11 protein-coding genes are annotated in these 14,855 nt (G+C 64.6%); 2 read left to right on the top strand and 9 right to left on the bottom strand.

Features of this window, described 5'->3' with window-relative positions; all coding sequences use genetic code 11:
• The first annotated feature begins 128 nt into the window (after positions 1 to 128).
• Positions 129 to 3,251, top strand: a complete 3,123-nt coding sequence (locus AAF358_10415; protein MEM7705956.1) for an efflux RND transporter permease subunit — start codon at positions 129 to 131, stop codon at positions 3,249 to 3,251.
• A 143-nt stretch (positions 3,252 to 3,394) separates the two neighbouring features.
• Here the strand turns inward: AAF358_10415 and AAF358_10420 are convergent, their stop codons facing one another.
• Complete coding sequence (locus AAF358_10420; GenBank protein ID MEM7705957.1) at positions 3,395 to 4,534, bottom strand: fatty acid desaturase; 1,140 nt, start codon at positions 4,532 to 4,534, stop codon at positions 3,395 to 3,397.
• 199 nt (positions 4,535 to 4,733) lie between these two features.
• Between AAF358_10420 and AAF358_10425 the strand changes: the two genes are divergently transcribed.
• Complete coding sequence (locus tag AAF358_10425; GenBank protein ID MEM7705958.1) at positions 4,734 to 6,851, top strand: tetratricopeptide repeat protein; 2,118 nt, start codon at positions 4,734 to 4,736, stop codon at positions 6,849 to 6,851.
• On the opposite strand, the gene AAF358_10430 is transcribed toward AAF358_10425, so the two are convergent.
• Genes AAF358_10430 through AAF358_10465 form a run of 8 tightly spaced genes read right to left on the bottom strand, consistent with a single transcriptional unit; the run spans position 6,796 to position 14,807 of the window.
• Positions 6,796 to 8,013, bottom strand: a complete 1,218-nt coding sequence (locus AAF358_10430) for a heme biosynthesis HemY N-terminal domain-containing protein (protein ID MEM7705959.1) — start codon at positions 8,011 to 8,013, stop codon at positions 6,796 to 6,798. The genes AAF358_10425 and AAF358_10430 overlap by 56 nt on opposite strands.
• Positions 8,010 to 9,512 carry a uroporphyrinogen-III C-methyltransferase gene (locus tag AAF358_10435; protein MEM7705960.1) on the bottom strand — a complete coding sequence of 501 codons (1,503 nt, stop codon included), beginning with the start codon at positions 9,510 to 9,512 and terminating at the stop codon, positions 8,010 to 8,012. The genes AAF358_10430 and AAF358_10435 overlap by 4 nt, the downstream gene beginning before the upstream one ends.
• Positions 9,513 to 9,563: 51 nt before the next feature.
• A complete protein-coding gene (locus tag AAF358_10440; GenBank protein ID MEM7705961.1) occupies positions 9,564 to 10,322 on the bottom strand; it encodes a uroporphyrinogen-III synthase in 759 nt (252 codons plus the stop codon).
• Positions 10,319 to 11,398: an alanine racemase gene (gene alr / locus AAF358_10445; GenBank protein ID MEM7705962.1), complete on the bottom strand. Its 1,080-nt coding sequence runs from the start codon at positions 11,396 to 11,398 to the stop codon at positions 10,319 to 10,321. Before alr ends, AAF358_10440 begins: the two co-directional genes overlap by 4 nt.
• The gene (gene hemC / locus AAF358_10450; GenBank protein ID MEM7705963.1) at positions 11,395 to 12,309 is read right to left on the bottom strand and encodes a hydroxymethylbilane synthase; all 915 of its coding nucleotides are present in this window, start codon (positions 12,307 to 12,309) and stop codon (positions 11,395 to 11,397) included. The genes alr and hemC overlap by 4 nt, the downstream gene beginning before the upstream one ends.
• A gap of 49 nt (positions 12,310 to 12,358) precedes the next feature.
• Positions 12,359 to 13,078, bottom strand: coding sequence for a response regulator (locus AAF358_10455; protein ID MEM7705964.1), 720 nt, complete (start codon positions 13,076 to 13,078; stop codon positions 12,359 to 12,361).
• The gene (locus AAF358_10460; GenBank protein MEM7705965.1) at positions 13,075 to 14,136 is read right to left on the bottom strand and encodes a sensor histidine kinase; all 1,062 of its coding nucleotides are present in this window, start codon (positions 14,134 to 14,136) and stop codon (positions 13,075 to 13,077) included. Before AAF358_10460 ends, AAF358_10455 begins: the two co-directional genes overlap by 4 nt.
• Before the next feature lie 2 nt (positions 14,137 to 14,138).
• On the bottom strand, positions 14,139 to 14,807 hold the full coding sequence (locus tag AAF358_10465; GenBank protein MEM7705966.1) for an alpha/beta fold hydrolase: 669 nt from the start codon (positions 14,805 to 14,807) through the stop codon (positions 14,139 to 14,141).
• Between the last annotated feature and the right edge of the window lie 48 nt (positions 14,808 to 14,855).

Below are 14,855 nucleotides of genomic sequence, written 5' to 3' on the forward strand. Positions count from 1 at the left end.
AGACACCGAGGGCGTCGAAAACTGGCGTCACGGAATAAAGGACCCCGTCATGGGGCTGGGCGTGGATGGCCCCCCCGCGGTTGGTGCCGCGGGCGCCACCACCTCCGGGTTCTAGGAGACGAAAGACCATGTGGTTATCCGATACCTCGGTCAAACGACCGGTGTTCGCCACCGTACTGTGCGCGCTGCTCCTGGCGTTCGGCGTCCTGTCATTCCAGCAGCTGCCGCTTCGGGAGTACCCCGACGTGGCGGCCCCGATCGTGTCTGTCTCGACGGGTTATCCCGGCGCCTCAGCAGAAGTGGTTGAAAAACGCGTCACCCAGCTGGTGGAAAGCGAGATCAGCGGCATCGAGGGCATCAAAGCGATCACCTCCCGCTCCCGCGATGAGTTCTCCAACATCAACATCGAGTTCGACCTGGGTCGGGGGATTGAAGACGCAACAAACGACGTGCGGGACCGCGTTTCGCGGATCCTTCGGCGGTTGCCCGACGACGTTGATCCGCCTCGGGTCGAGCGGCAAAACTCAGATGCTCGGCCGATCATGTATGTGACGATCAACAGCTCCGAATTTGGCCTGATGGAGCTGACCGACTACGTCGAACGCTACGTCATCGACCGGTTTTCCAGCATCGCTGGCGTTTCCCAGATCAATGTTAACGGCGGTGGACGGCCGTCGATGCGCATCTGGATCGACCGTCAGGCGCTGGCCGCGCGTGGACTGGCGGTCACCGACGTCGAGGAAGCGCTGCAGGCGGAAAACGTGGAGCTGCCGGCCGGGCGTATCGAAACCCGCGATCTGGAATTCACCGTTCGCATGGGTCGCAACTACGTAACGGCAGACGACTTTCGGCGGCTGGTGCTGGCGACTGGGGATGACGGGCACAACATCCGGCTGGGCGAGGTCGCCCGGGTAGAGGTGGGGCCGCGGGAACAGCGCCGCTTCTTCCGCACCAACGGCCAGGACGCCGTGGGGATGGGCATCATCAAGCAGTCCACCGCCAATACGGTCGAAGTGCTGACGGCGGTCACCGAGATGATGGGGCGGGTCGCCGACGACTTGCCGGACCACATGTCGATCGCACGGAGCCAGGACGATTCGGTCTTTATCCGCGCCGCCATTCGCGCGGTTTTTCTGACCATTGCGGCCACCGTCGGGTTGGTTGGACTGGTGATTCTGCTCTTCCTTGGGAACGTGCGGGCCACCCTGATCCCGGTGTTGACCATCCCGGTCTGTCTGATTGCGGCGTGCATTGCGCTGGCCGCGTTTGACCTGTCGGTCAATCTGATCACGCTGCTGGCGCTGGTGCTGTCCATTGGCCTGGTGGTGGATGACGCCATTGTGGTGCTCGAAAACGTGCATCGGCGTATCGACTCGGGCGAGCCGCCGCTGCTGGCGGCATTTCGCGGATCGCGCCAGGTGGGTTTTGCGGTGATTGCCACCACGGCCGTCCTGGTGGCCGTATTTCTTCCGATTATTTTTCTCGACGACAACATCGGGCGAATCTTTTCCGAGCTGGCGGTGACTATCTCCGCCGCGGTGATTTTCTCCAGCGTGCTGGCGCTGTCGCTGGTGCCGATGCTTTGTTCGAAAATGCTGAAGCCCACCAACGACGGCAATCCGCTGTCGCGCTGGGTGGACGCGCGCTTCGATCGGATGGCGGCGGGCTACCAGCGCGCCGTAGGGTTTGCGCTTCGCCAGTCCTGGGCCTTCGTGGCGGGTTTGCTGGGTGTCGGCGTTGGCCTGTTCTGGCTGTTCCAGACCGTGCCTCAGGAGTACGCGCCGCAGGAAGACCAGGGCATGTTTTACGTCCCGTTCAAGGCCCCGCAGGGCACCAGCATCGGCAAGATGGCTGGCTACATCCCGGAGCTGGAGGGGCCGATGCTGGAGCTGGTCGAGTCCGGCGACGTGCTCCGCGGAGTGACCATCATCCCCGGCTTCGGCGGGACCGCAGCCAATCAGGGTGTGCTGGCTGTGGGCATGCATGAGTTCGAGCCGGACAAGATGAGCACGCAGGAAGCGATGGGCGAGCTGATGGGTCAGTGGCGCAACATTGCCGACCTGCGGATGTTTACCTTTATGCGGTCCGGCTTGTCCCGCAGCGGCGGCGGCCAGCCGGTTCAGTTTGTCATCGGCGGCCCCAGTTACGACGAGCTCGCACGCTGGCGGGACCTTATGCTCGACGCCGTGGCGGAAAACCCGGGCTTCTCGCGGGTTAGCTCTGACCTTGAAGAGACTCAGCCCCAGCTGATGGTGCGGGTCGACAAGGATCGCGCCGCCGCTCTGGGCGTCAGCGTGCGCAACGTTGGGCGCACGCTGCAGGCGATGATGACCGAGCAGGCCGTCACCACGTACGTGGTCGACGGCGAAGAGTATGACGTGGTGATTCAGGCGGTGGCGTCGCAGCGCGCAACGCCGTCAGATCTATCCAACATTTATGTGCGGTCCGACACCTCCGGCGAGCTGGTGTCGCTGAATAACCTGATCCAGGTGGAAGCCGTGGGGGGTGCCAGCAACCTCAACCGCTACAACCGCATTCGAGCATTGACGCTCTCGGCGAGCCTCAAAGAGGGGTATGCCCTGGGCGAGGCGCTCGATTATCTGGTGGAGACGGTGCGGCGCGAGCTGCCCGCGGGTGCCCAGATCGACTACAAAGGCCAGTCGCTCGAATACAAGGAAGCCTCGGGAGCCATTTACTTTTCCCTGGGTATGGCGCTGCTGGTGGTGTTCCTGGTGCTTGCCGCTCAGTTTGAAAGCTTCAGTCAGCCGCTGGTGGTGATGATCACCGTGCCGCTGGCGATCATCGGGGGGCTGCTCGGGCTGCTCGCGTCTGGCCTGACCTTCAACATCTTTAGCCAGATCGGCATTATTCTGCTGGTGGGAATCGCCGCCAAGAACGGCATCCTAATCGTGGAATTTATCAACCAGCTTCGCGACAGCGGGCGCGACTTTGAGGAATCGATCCTCACCGCAGCGCGAATCAGGCTGCGCCCGGTGCTGATGACAACCGTGTCAACCACCATCGGCTCAGTTCCGCTGATCCTGGCCACCGGACCGGGTTCCGAAGGCCGGATTGTCCTGGGGGTTGTGATGTTTTCCGGCGTGGCGGTCGCCACCGTGTTTACGCTGTTTATGGTGCCAGTGTTTTACAAGCTGCTGTCCCGCGGCTCAACCTCGCCCGAGGCGCTGTCCAAAGAGCTGGATGGTCTGCGCGAGGAGATGCCCAACCTCACGGTTGATCGGGGCGCTTAAGGCGCTCCGTCTGCGCTGTAAACCTCATCGGGGGAGTGGTTGTGCGGCCGTTAGCCGGTCGGCTGATGCTCCGCAAGGTCTGGATTCGGCTGTGTGTGGGTGAGCCACCCGCCGGCTTGGCAGGTGGCCGGTAATGCAGTCGGTCAGGTGACCGGGATCGCCGCAACCATGTGCGAGATGCGCTTTCGCTGCATCTTCAGGCTGTACTCGAGCTCCCGCATCCGCGTACTGATAACGGTCTTGCTCCATCGCTCCTGAAGATCGGCTCGCTTCTTCTGAACGCGCTGCACCTGCAGCTCCTGCCAGGCTTTGACGGTTGCCAGAAACTGCTCGTATTCGGCGTCCAGCGTATCGCGGAACGAAGTTTCGCCGGACTCGATACGGCTCAGTCGGGCCTGCGCGCGTTCGAACTGAAGCTTCACCTTAGCGCGCAGGATTTGAATCTTGGGCGTGCGGCGAAAATTCTTTGCCAGGCCGAACCAGCTGCAGACGTTGATAAACCATTTGTTCAGGTCGATCTGCCACCAGCGTACGCCGTTGCGATAGTCGCCTTCGAACATGTGGTGGAAGTTGTGGTAACCCTCCCCGCAGGTCACGAGCGCGATGAGCCAGTTATCGCGGGCCGTGTTTTCTTCGGTGTAGGGCTGCTTGCCCCACATGTGGGCCAGCGAGTTGATCATGAAGGTCACCTGATGATTCAGCACCAGCCGGGCGAAGCCGGCCAGCAGCAGGCAGCCCCAGAGGTCGCCGGCCATCCAGCCGATCAGGGCGGGGACGCCCAGGTTGGCGGCCCAGGTCAGCAGCCAATAGTTGCGATGCTGCCACATGACAATCGGGTCGCGCTTCAGATCGGGCACCTTATCCAAGCCGATTCGCGCCGGTTCATAGTCGCGGATCATCCAGCCCATGTGGGCATACCAGAAGCCGCGTTTGATCGAGTGCGGGTCCTTTTCTTCCTCGTCGACATGGCGATGATGAACCCGATGCCGGGCCGACCACTGAAGGATGCTGTGCTGCAGGGCAAACGCGCCGCCGATGGCAAAAAACAGCCTTAGCAGCCAGTGAGCTTCATAGGTGCGGTGAGACCACAGCCGGTGATAGCCGGAGCCGATGGCGATGCCGCAGTAAACCCACAAGAGCAGGGCGCTGATCCAGGCGGTGGCGGAGAAGTCGTTGAACCATGCGTAGACGGGCACCGCGGTGACCGTTACCACCGTGGTTACGGCAAACATGATGGTGGTGGCCCACTCGATGGGCGCCGCTGTTGTTTCTGAAGAACTCACGATAGAAAAGCCTGAATAGTCAGCCGAAAACGACGGGTTATCATAGCATCGGAGATCGGCGGTTACGTGTTAAATCGTTACATCAGGTATCGTCAGGCCCGTCGATCTCTTGACCTGGGTCAGGATTTGCTTTGAACACCCGCCGTAGTCCCGCAAACTATTGATTAACATAATAATACCTGGCCAGGGTCAGCGTACGATGGCGCCTGAGGATGCGCTGGCGGCGGCGCTGCGCTGGCATCAGGCTGGGCAGACGGCCGCCGCTCGAGCGGCTTATGACGCCATTTTGGCGGCGTTTCCCGAGCAAACCGAGGTGCTGCGGCTTTCGGCGGTGCTGCACCTCCAGCGAGGTGAACCGGCCGCCGCCGCGCAGCAGCTGGCAGACGCCCTGCGGCTGCAGCCCCAGCTCTCCGGTGCGCCGGAGGTCGAGCTGAAGCTCTTGCTAGCGCGGGCTCTCCGTGACAGCGGTAACCTCGTCAGCGCGCTGCAAACGCTGAACGAAACGGCGAGTCGCTATCCGGAAACCGCTCAGGTGTATGAGCAGCTGGGCGCCACTCATCATCTGGCCGGTCGGCTCGACGAGGCGACAAGCGCGTATCGTCGCGCCGTTGCGTTGGAACCCGGCGCGGCGGCGCTGAACGCCAATCTGGCTGCCGTGCTGGCGCAGGCGGGGGACGCTGAGGGTTCTCTTAAACACGCGGATGCGGCGCTGACGCTGGATCCGAGCCTCGGCCCGGCCTACAAGGTAAGAGGCACTGCGCTGGCAACGCTCGGGCGCCCCGAGGAAGGGCGCGCGGCGCTGCAGCGCGCAGTGGAGCTGGCGCCTGAGCCGGACGGCTGGTACCAGCTCGGCGTGATTCTCGACGAGCTGGGGCAGTGGGACGATTCGCTGGCGGCCCAGGCCCAGGCGTTAAAACTTCAGCCAAATTTTGGGCCGGCGCTCAGCGAACATCTATTCCTGCAGCGGAGGCTCTGCCAATGGGCCGGGGCTGAGGCGCTGGCGTTGCGCTTCGAGGACGTCATGGATCAGGGTGCGCCTGGCCTCAAGCCGTTTTCGTACCTTTCTCAGGTGGATGATCCGCCGCGGCACGCGAGCTGCGCCAGGCTCTGGGCGGCCCAGATCCGAGAACGAGCGGCGTTTCTGCCGCGGCATTCACGGCCCGCTGAACCGCTGGCCTGGGACGGAACGCGGCCGCTTACGGTGGGCTACCTTTCTTCGGGATTTCATCGACACCCAACGGCCTGCCTGACGGCTGAGTACTTCGAACGTACCGATCGTCACCGGTTTCGACAGGTTGCGTTTTCGGTGGGGCCGGACGACGGCAGCGGTCTGCGTTGGCGAATCCGAGACGCGATGGACCGGTTTCACGATCTCAACGGACAGCCTCTGGCCCGGATTGGTGAGGCCATCGCCAGTGAACAGGTGGATATCTTGGTGGACCTGCGGGGCTATGGCGGTGGTGCGGTGACCGAGGTGCTCGCGACGCGCCCCGCGCCCCTGCAGGTGAACTGGCTGGCCTATCCGGGAACCATGGGCGCCGATTTCATGGACTATGTGGTGCTGGACCCGTTTGTGGCCACCGAGGAAGTCTTGGCTAACGTCGACGAGGCACCGGTGATTCTGCCGGGCAGCTACCAGCCGAGCGACAGCACACGCCGCTTCGAGGATCGCGTGCCGACCCGCGAAGCGTGCGGGCTGCCGGCGCAGGGAATGGTGTTTGTCAGCTTCAACAACTCGTATAAGTTCTCACCGACCATCTTCGGCGCATGGATGGCGATCCTCAGAGCGGTACCGGACAGCGTGCTGTGGCTGCTGGCGGGCAAAGCGGGCAGCAGCACCGACGCCAACCTGCGGCGCGAAGCGGTCCAGCAAGGTGTCGACCCCTCCCGGCTGGTGATGAGTCCCAAGCTACCGCATCTGGACTACCTGGCGCGGCTTTCGGTGGCTGATCTCTTTCTGGACACGTTGCCGTACAACGCCCACACCACGGCGTCCGATGCGCTGTGGGCCGGCTGTCCGGTGCTGACCTGCGCTGGGCGATCGTTTGCGGCCCGGGTCGCCGGCAGCCTGCTGACCAGCGCTGGGCTCAGCGAGCTTGTGGTAGAAAACCTGGAGGAGTATCAGCAGCTCGCGATCAGCCTGGGTATCAACCCTCAGCAGCTGGCAGCAGTGAAAACCCGGTGCGTGGCGGCCCGCGGCAGCCGGCTGTTCGACACCGCGCGCTTCTGTCGTGACCTGGAGCAGGGTTTTGTCGAGATGGCTAGCCGGGCGGCAGCTGGTCTGACGCCGGGGCCAATTGATCTCCGTCAGCGGTGAGCAGCGCCGGCCCGAGCGGCAGCGCAGATTTCTGGCTGGCCTGGCGGTAGCACGCTAGCGCGCCCTCGGTATCCCCCTGGTGGGCCTTGAGTTCCGCCAGCTCCGCCCAGGCGTCAGCGCTCGGGCTTAGGTTCACGCTGGTCTCCAGGTGCTCCTTCGCCTTGGCGTAACGCTCGCCCAAAACCAGCTGACGCCCCAGGTGACGGTGGAGGCCGGCGCTGTCCGGGTGTTTAGCCAGCCACTTTTCGAGCTGGGTCGTGAGCTTGGGATCCTCGCCGGCGGCGATCACAAAATGATCGAGCAGCTCGTCTGACCACTGTCGACCGAGCGCGGCCCGCAGATCTTTTTCCGCCATATCGGATGCACCCAGCGCCGCGGCGTTAGCCGCATAGGCTTTTAGGAACACCACCTCCTGACGCTGGCCGCGGCTGAGATTCTTCCACGAAGTGGTCAGAGCCGCTGAGTCCTGTGCGCCTTCCAGCGCCGCCAGCAGGGCCTTGTGTTCCAGCCGACTCTGCTGCTCGTCGTCGATGATCTTGGCCTTGGTCAGCGCCGGCGCGATCGCGGCCAGCTCGGTCCAGCGCTCCAGCTGCTCCAGGGCTCTCGCCTTGAGCTCCAGCACCCGCGGGCGGGTTTCTTTGGTTCGGCCGAGCTCGTTCAGCGTCGCCAGCGCTTCATCCGGGTGGTTGGCCGACAGCTGCAGGGACGCTCGGGTGATGAGGACCGAGTCGTGGGCCTTGCTGGACTGATCAGCGTGCTGGAGATATTCGTCGGCGCGTCCCTCGTGTCCGGTCCCGGCGGCCGCCTGGGCGGCGCCGATATAGCTCAGGGCCGACTGGTCGCCTTTGCGCGCCGCCTTGGACAGCGCCTTTTCGGCTTTCTGCCAGTTGCCTTCCGACAGCGCGAGCATGCCGATCTCCAGCTGGGCTGCGGCTCGTCGCTGGAAAAAGCCCCGCACGGCGTTGCCGGGCAGGTACCAAAGCCAGATTCCCAGGCGGATCAGGATATACAGCGAAGCCAGCGACGCGAGCAGCACAAACACGTTCATCTCAATCGCCCAGCCGTCGGCGCGGATCAGAACATACCCCCGCAGTAGCGGCAGGGCCCAAATGGCCAGTAGGGCCAGGCCCACCGCGAGCACCAGCGCCAGCATAATTTTCATCGGCCTTCCGCTCCGCCGGCGGGCGCTGACGCCGCGCGATCCGCCAAGTCTTCGGTGGCGCGGATGCTGCGCAGCTGTCGCAGGGCTCCGGAGATGTCAGGCAGTTCAGGGCTCAGCCGGGTTTCGGCGAGCCTGGCGAGCCTGGTCAGCGCGTCGGCCACCGGTTCAGCGTTGGTCTGGTAATACTCGGTGATCCAGTCACGGACCGCGGCCACCGAAGATTCAAAGAGTGCCTGCTCCCCTCGAGCGGCCGCAAGCTGCGCCACCTGGAGCTGGAGGCGAATGTTTTCCCGCAGCAACCGCTCTTCTTCCAGCGTCAGCAGCACGGTCGCGGTTTCCTTTTCTCGGTGCACCACCACAACGTTGGACAGAACCGACTTAAACCGAGCCCACCAGCCCTCTTCGGTCGTCTCCGGCACCAGCAGATTGGCGCCGCTGGCGTTGAGGCTGCGCCGTGCGTCCAGGGGCCATTCCGCCGAACTCCGGGCCAGTGCCAGCAGTTCGGTAGAGAGCGCCACCCGATCGGGCAGCTGAAGCTGACCCAAAGCCTGGCGGTGCTCAGCCAGGGCCTGCCGAACGGTGCTGTAAATCGGGTCGTCGACGCTGCTGAGCTGCTGGGCCGCCAGCGCCAGCGCGCGGCTGGCGCCGTCAGCGTCGCTAAAGAGACTCAGCCGTTCGGTGGCAGCCCGCAGCAGATATTCGGTTTCCGCCAGCGCGAGCTGGCTCGCCGCATCGCCGCGAGTATCAGCCAGGGCCCCCATGCTGGACTCCACGTGTCCGAGCCGCCTTTCAAACGCGCTAGCCGTGCGCCGGCTCGACTCCTCGATGCCGGCCAGGGTGGCATCGAGCCCCTCCCGGTCGGCCCGCAGCCGCTGATTCTGGCGTTTCACCTCGTCCAGATCCTGCTCCAGCGTGCTGCGCGCCTCGCCCAGACTCTTGCGGATCTCTGACAGGGCCGCATCGACCCGGCTTTCGAGCTCATCACCCTGGCCATCGAGGCGGGTGCCAAGCTGTCGTTCCTGGCTGGCCAGCTGGTTTTCCACCTGCTCGACGCGCGTGGTCAGTCGATTCTCGAGCTCCTGGCTACGCTGCGTGATCAGGCCGCTGTAATCCGGCAGCTCGGGCTGCTCCGTCGGTCCTGCCGCGGAGCGTCCCTCGTACCACTGGTAGCCTGACAGGCCAGCGGCCCCGAGGGCGAGTAGCAGCGCAAGCGAAGCCATGCCGCCGCCTTTCTTGACGACAACCGGCGCCGGTTCGGTGGCGACTTCCCGTGTCGGTTCGCTGTTTTCCTGGGATTCGGCCGCTGCCTCAGCGAGATGGTCAGGCTCGCGCATGGGCTCGGGCTCCGGTTCTGGTTCGAGCTCTCGTTCGAGCTCTGGCGGGAGTTCATCGGGCGCTGAGGCTTCGGCGGAGTCCGAAACCTGCGGCAGCTCCTGGGTGTCCTCGCCGGCGGGCGATGCTTCAGCGGCGTCGTCCGCTTGGGGTTTTTGATCGTCCATGGCGCGATTTTAGCGCAGTCTCGTCACTTCGCGCTTGCCACCGACCACGATTTAGAACGCGTTCCGTTCACGGATCAGGCGCGCGGCCTGGATGATGCTGGGCAAATCCGGGCTCTGGGCGGCGATCACTTCGGCGAACGGAAAGCGCGCCGCCGCCTCGGTGATTCGCGGGCTCAGGCTGATCAGATACTGGTCCTTCAGGGTGTCGCCGAAGAGCGCCAGCAGCCGCTTGAGAATCGCCACGCTGCTGCCGACGACCACAATCGGCGGCTTGGCTTGGGCCAGCGCCTTCGCGGCGTTCGGGTCCATCGGCGCCGGGGAGCGTCGATAGACGTAGACGTCGATCGCTTCAACGCCACGTCGGGCGAGCGTCTCGGCCAGAATCTTTCGCCCGCCTTTCGCGGCAAACAGAAAAACGCGCTGAGCCCCCGGGAACGCCGGATCGGCCAGCAGGGCGTCGGCACCAGCACCGTCAGCCGGTGAGTGAACCGTGCCGGCACCGGCCTCGACCAGCGCCCTCGCGGTTTGCGTCCCAACCGCCCACGAAACGGTGCGCGCCAGCCGATCGCCCATCGCCGGAAGCCTCAGCGCGTGTGTCAGCGCGGGCCTGCTGGAAAACACCGAGCAGTCGGTCGGTCTGACGTCGGTCAGCGCAGCCAGCTCGGCCGCGCCTGGCGTCGCCGAATCCAGCTGCAGCGCGGGCTGATGGATCACTTCCGCACCCAGCTCACGGAAGGCCTGGCACCATGGCTCAGCGAGTTCCGCCGGCCGGCCGAGCAGTAAGGTCAGCCGGTCCAGACTCCCCGTCACGTCAGGTACCGACGTCGGATGCGCGGCCCCAGTCGGGCCAGAAGCTCGTAGCTGATCGTGTCGGCTTCGCTGGCCAGCCGGTCCAGCGCTGTCGCGTCGGCAAACAGATCCACCCAGCGAGCGTCTTCGCGTTGGCGTGCCTCCAGGCCGCTCGCGTCCAGCGTCAGGTAGTCCATGCTCACCCGGCCTACCATGGGTAGCGCCGTACCGTCGAAGGTTGCGCTGCCTCGGTTACCCAGGCGCCGCGGAATTCCGTCGGCGTAGCCCAGCGCGACGGTCAGAAGATGGCAAGCGTCCTCCGCATGCCACGCTGCACCGTAGCCCACGGGTGAGCCGGCCGGAATCGATCGGTGCTGTAGAACCCGCGCGCGCAGCCGGATCGCAGACTTGAGCGTGACCCCGGGTCCTGGATTGCCTGCCGCCGGGTTGACGCCAAACAGACCGATGCCACAGCGGCTGAGGCTGGATCGCCCCGCGGCGCCGAGCTGGATGCCGGCGGTGTTGCCGAGACTCATCGACACGTCCGGGAACGCCGCGCGGAGCTCTGCGATGTGCTTGAGCTGCTGCGTATGGGCGGGTTTGTCGATTTCATCGGCGCAGGAAAAATGGGTAAGCAGCAGGTCCGGCGGGCGGTCTTCGCCAGCCAGCGCCTCCGCCTCCGCCTTTGCCATCCCCAAACGGTTCATGCCGCTGTCGACCTGCCAAACGGTTGGGCCACCACCGGCGGCCTGCCAGCGCTGGTGCTGCCGCGGGGAATTGAGCACGGGAATCAGGCCGGCCTCTTTCACGGCGGGTAAGTCGGTATCGCTGAGACCGTCCAGCAGCATGATCTCGGCGTCATGCATCTCCTGACGAAGCGCTAAGCCCTCGCGGGCGTCAGCCACAAAAAACACTCTGCAGCCTTCCTGACCGAGCGCCCGGGCAACCGAGGCGGCGCCGGCGCCGTAAGCGTCGGCTTTGATTACCGCGGCACAGCGACCGGGAGCTGCATGTTCCTTCAGCGCGCGGTAGTTATGTCGGATCGCCGCCAGATCCACCTCCAGCTCGCCCCGGGTGGTCAGCCCGGTCCCGCTCATCTGGCGGCGTCCAGGATCTCGTCAGCGCCGGCCTTGAGTAGACTCTGGGCCAGTGCGAGGCCCAGCCCCGCCGGATCGGTCATCGGGCCTAGAGTCGTTTCGCGAAGCAGTCGGCTGCCGTCAGCCGTGGCCACCAGACCGTCGAGGTGCAGCTCATCGCCGCTGGCGGTGGCGTTTGCGGCCATCGGCAGCTGACAGCTGCCGGCCAGCGCTTCGCTAAAGCTACGCTCGGCCGTGACCAGACGGTGAGTGGGTGCATGATGCAGGCGCCGCATCACCGCGATGCAGGCGTCGTCATCTTCCCGGCACTCGATCGCCACCACCCCCTGGCCTACTGCGGGAAGCGAGACCTCCACGTTGATCCGCTGGGTGATGCGGTCGGCCATAGCCAGCCGCTCAAGGCCGGCGGTCGCCAGCACAATGGCGTCGTAGTCACCGTCATCGAGTTTTCTGAGCCGGGTGTTCACGTTGCCCCGGAGGCTGCGCACCGTCAGATCGGACCGACGGTTGAGCAGCTGTGCCTGCCGCCGGAGGCTGGAGGTGCCGACCACCGCGCCGGCGGGCAATTCGTCGAGACTGGCGTAGCGTGGGCTGACCAGCGCATCTCTCGGGTCGTGCCGGTCCAGTACCGCAGCCAGCGTAAACCCGTCCGGCAGCTCGTAGGGCACATCCTTGAGCGAGTGCACCGCAAAATCGGCACGACCGTCCGCCATGGCCTGCTCCAGTTCCTTGAGAAACAGGCCTTTGCCGCCGATGGCCGCCAGCGGCTGATTGAGCTGCTGATCACCCTGGGTGGTCATCGGTACCAGTTCGACTTCCACATCCCCGCCGCTTTGTTCGAGCAGCGAGGCGACGTGTCGGGCCTGCCAGAGAGCCAGCGGGCTTTCCCGCGTTGCCAGTCGTAGTTTCACTACAGCTCCTTTCGATTACTTTGTGACCGGACTCGGTCCTTTGAAGACCCTAAAGCCCTTTGATGATTTTCCGCACCTGGGGGAGGTTGCGCCGGCTGACCTCGAGCCGTCGCTCGGTGCCGTGCAGCCGTACCACAATCTGGCCTTCGATCTTCTCCAGGCCGGCGACGGCGGTGAGCGCGACCAGGGCGTTGCGATGAACCCGCATGAAACGATCACCGAATTCATCCTCGAGCGCTTTGAGCGGCTCTTCGATCAGCACCTCACCACCCTGGTAAATCACAGAGACGTACTTGTGCTCCGCATGCAGGCAGATCACGTCGTCCAGCGCGATCAGCTCCAGATTGCCGCGTACCCGAGCACACAGATGGCTGCGGCGCTCCGCCAGGGGCGGGGTGTTGAGGTCTTCGGCCCTGACCTGGCGCGCTTTGGTCAGGGCTTCGGTCAGGCGGTCGGCCCGCACGGGCTTAACGAGGTAGTCGATGGCGTTGGCGTCGAACGCTTCCAGCGCGTGCTGGTCGTACGCGGTGCAAAAGATCAGTCGGGGCGGGGGCTCCAGCATCCGCAGATGATGGGCCGCCTCCAGACCGTCCATCACCGGCATCCGGATATCCATGAACACCAGCTCTGGTGGCGTTTCCCGGATCTTTTCGATGGCTTCACGGCCGTTGCCCGCGGTGGCCATGACTTCGACCCCCTCAGCTTCCTCGAGCAGTGAGGTCAGGCGCTCCCGGGCCAGGGGCTCATCGTCCACCACAATTACTTTCATGACGCGTCTCCCATCGGCACAGCCACCGTGACCCGGAAGCTGTCTGCGTTTTTTTCGATCGCCAGTGTAGCCTCACCGGCGTAGCGGTGCTCCAGTCGCTGCCGGATATTGTTCAGTGCTATCTGATTTCCCTCGGGGCTGCGGTCGGCCGCCGGCCCTCTCGGGTTGGTCACGCTCACCGACCAGCGCCTGCCGTCGCGACTACCGCTGATCGTGACCTCACCACCCTCGGGCAGCGGCTGGATCCCGTGATAGACGGCGTTTTCCACCAGCGGCTGAAGGATCAAGGAGGGGAGCGGCTCGCGCTGAGGCAATTCGTCGATCTGCCAGCTCACCCTTAGGCGATCGCCCAGGCGCAGCTGCTCGATCTCCATGTACCGCTGGCACAGCTTCAGCTCCTGGCCCAGCGTGCTGTCGTCAGCGGCGTCCGATAGTGCCGCGCGGAAAAGATCGCAGAGATTAAGGACGGCCTCCTCGGCAACCTGCGGGCGGCTGCGAATCAGGCTGGCGATGGTATTCATGCTGTTGAACAGGAAATGGGGTCGGATGCGAGCCTGAAGCGCTCGGATCTGGGCCTCCGACTGGGCCTGCACGCCCGCGCGCCACTGCTGCTGGATGTAGTAGTACCGCAGCGCTGCCGCCGCCACCAGCGCGGCGATCAGCACGTTGTTAACGGTGTACTGGCGGATCGCGGGCCCGCCGGTGGTGAGTCCGAAGCTGGCGAATCGATCAGCGCCAACCGCGCTGATGGTCGCCAGGGCCACCAGGGCCAGCACCAGCAGGTAGGCCAGGCTCAGCCCGGTGATCACGGAGCACCGGCCGAGCAGGCTCCGCAGCTTGCAGAGCGATACGGCGCACAGCAGCATGACCCACTGGCCGAAGAGGCTCGCGACCGCAAGCGCCCCCAGTGAATCGTTGGGTCGACCCGGCGCCAGCCACATGACCATCACCACCAGCTGTGCCAGCACCATGAGGCTGAACACCACCGTCGGGCGGCAAAAGTTGGGAAACCAGCGAGCGGCCGTTCGTTCGTTGCCGGACGCGATTGCCGGGCTCAAACTCAAGGGCGGTCCAGGCAGCTTTTCAGCCAGTCGCGCAGGTCGGCAATTTCCTGCGGATGCACGCCGTGGGCCACGGGATAGTCGTGCCAGCCGACCGAGTAGCCCCATTGGCGAAGCCTCGCGGCCGACATTTCGCCCAGGCCATAGGCAACCACCGGGTCGACTCGGCCGTGGCCCCAGAAAATGGGTGTGTTGGCGTTTTCGGTGCTGCGCTCGTCTTCGAGCTGCTCGGTCAGCGGCAGATAAGTCGATAGCGCGATGATGCCCGCTAGCGGTTTGACATAGGTCAGCCCGAGCATCAACGCTACCGCGCCACCCTGCGAGAAGCCCGCAAGCACAATGCGATCGCTGCGGATGCCTTTCTCGATCTGCTCATCGAGGATCGCCTGGACCTGGCCCGCTGACGCCCGAATGCCGCCCTCGTCGACCCGCGACTCCAGATCCAGTCCGAGAATGTCGTACCAGGCTCGCATCTGCATGCCGCCATTGATCGTGACCGGCTGAATGGGCGCGTGTGGAAAGATGTAACGCACGTCCGGCGCCTCCGCCCACTTCAGCTGCGGCACAACCGGTTCGAAATCATGTCCATCGGCGCCGAGGCCGTGGAGCCAGATGACGCAGCAGCTGGGTGCTGCGCCGGTTTCTAGGGTGACGGTTTCTAGTTTCATGATCACATTTTCCGGCATCACCCGGGATGGCGTCCAGCGTGGTGGCGT

It is taken from the genome of Pseudomonadota bacterium (assembly GCA_039033415.1).
GTDB lineage: Bacteria > Pseudomonadota > Gammaproteobacteria > Xanthomonadales > SZUA-38 > JANQOZ01.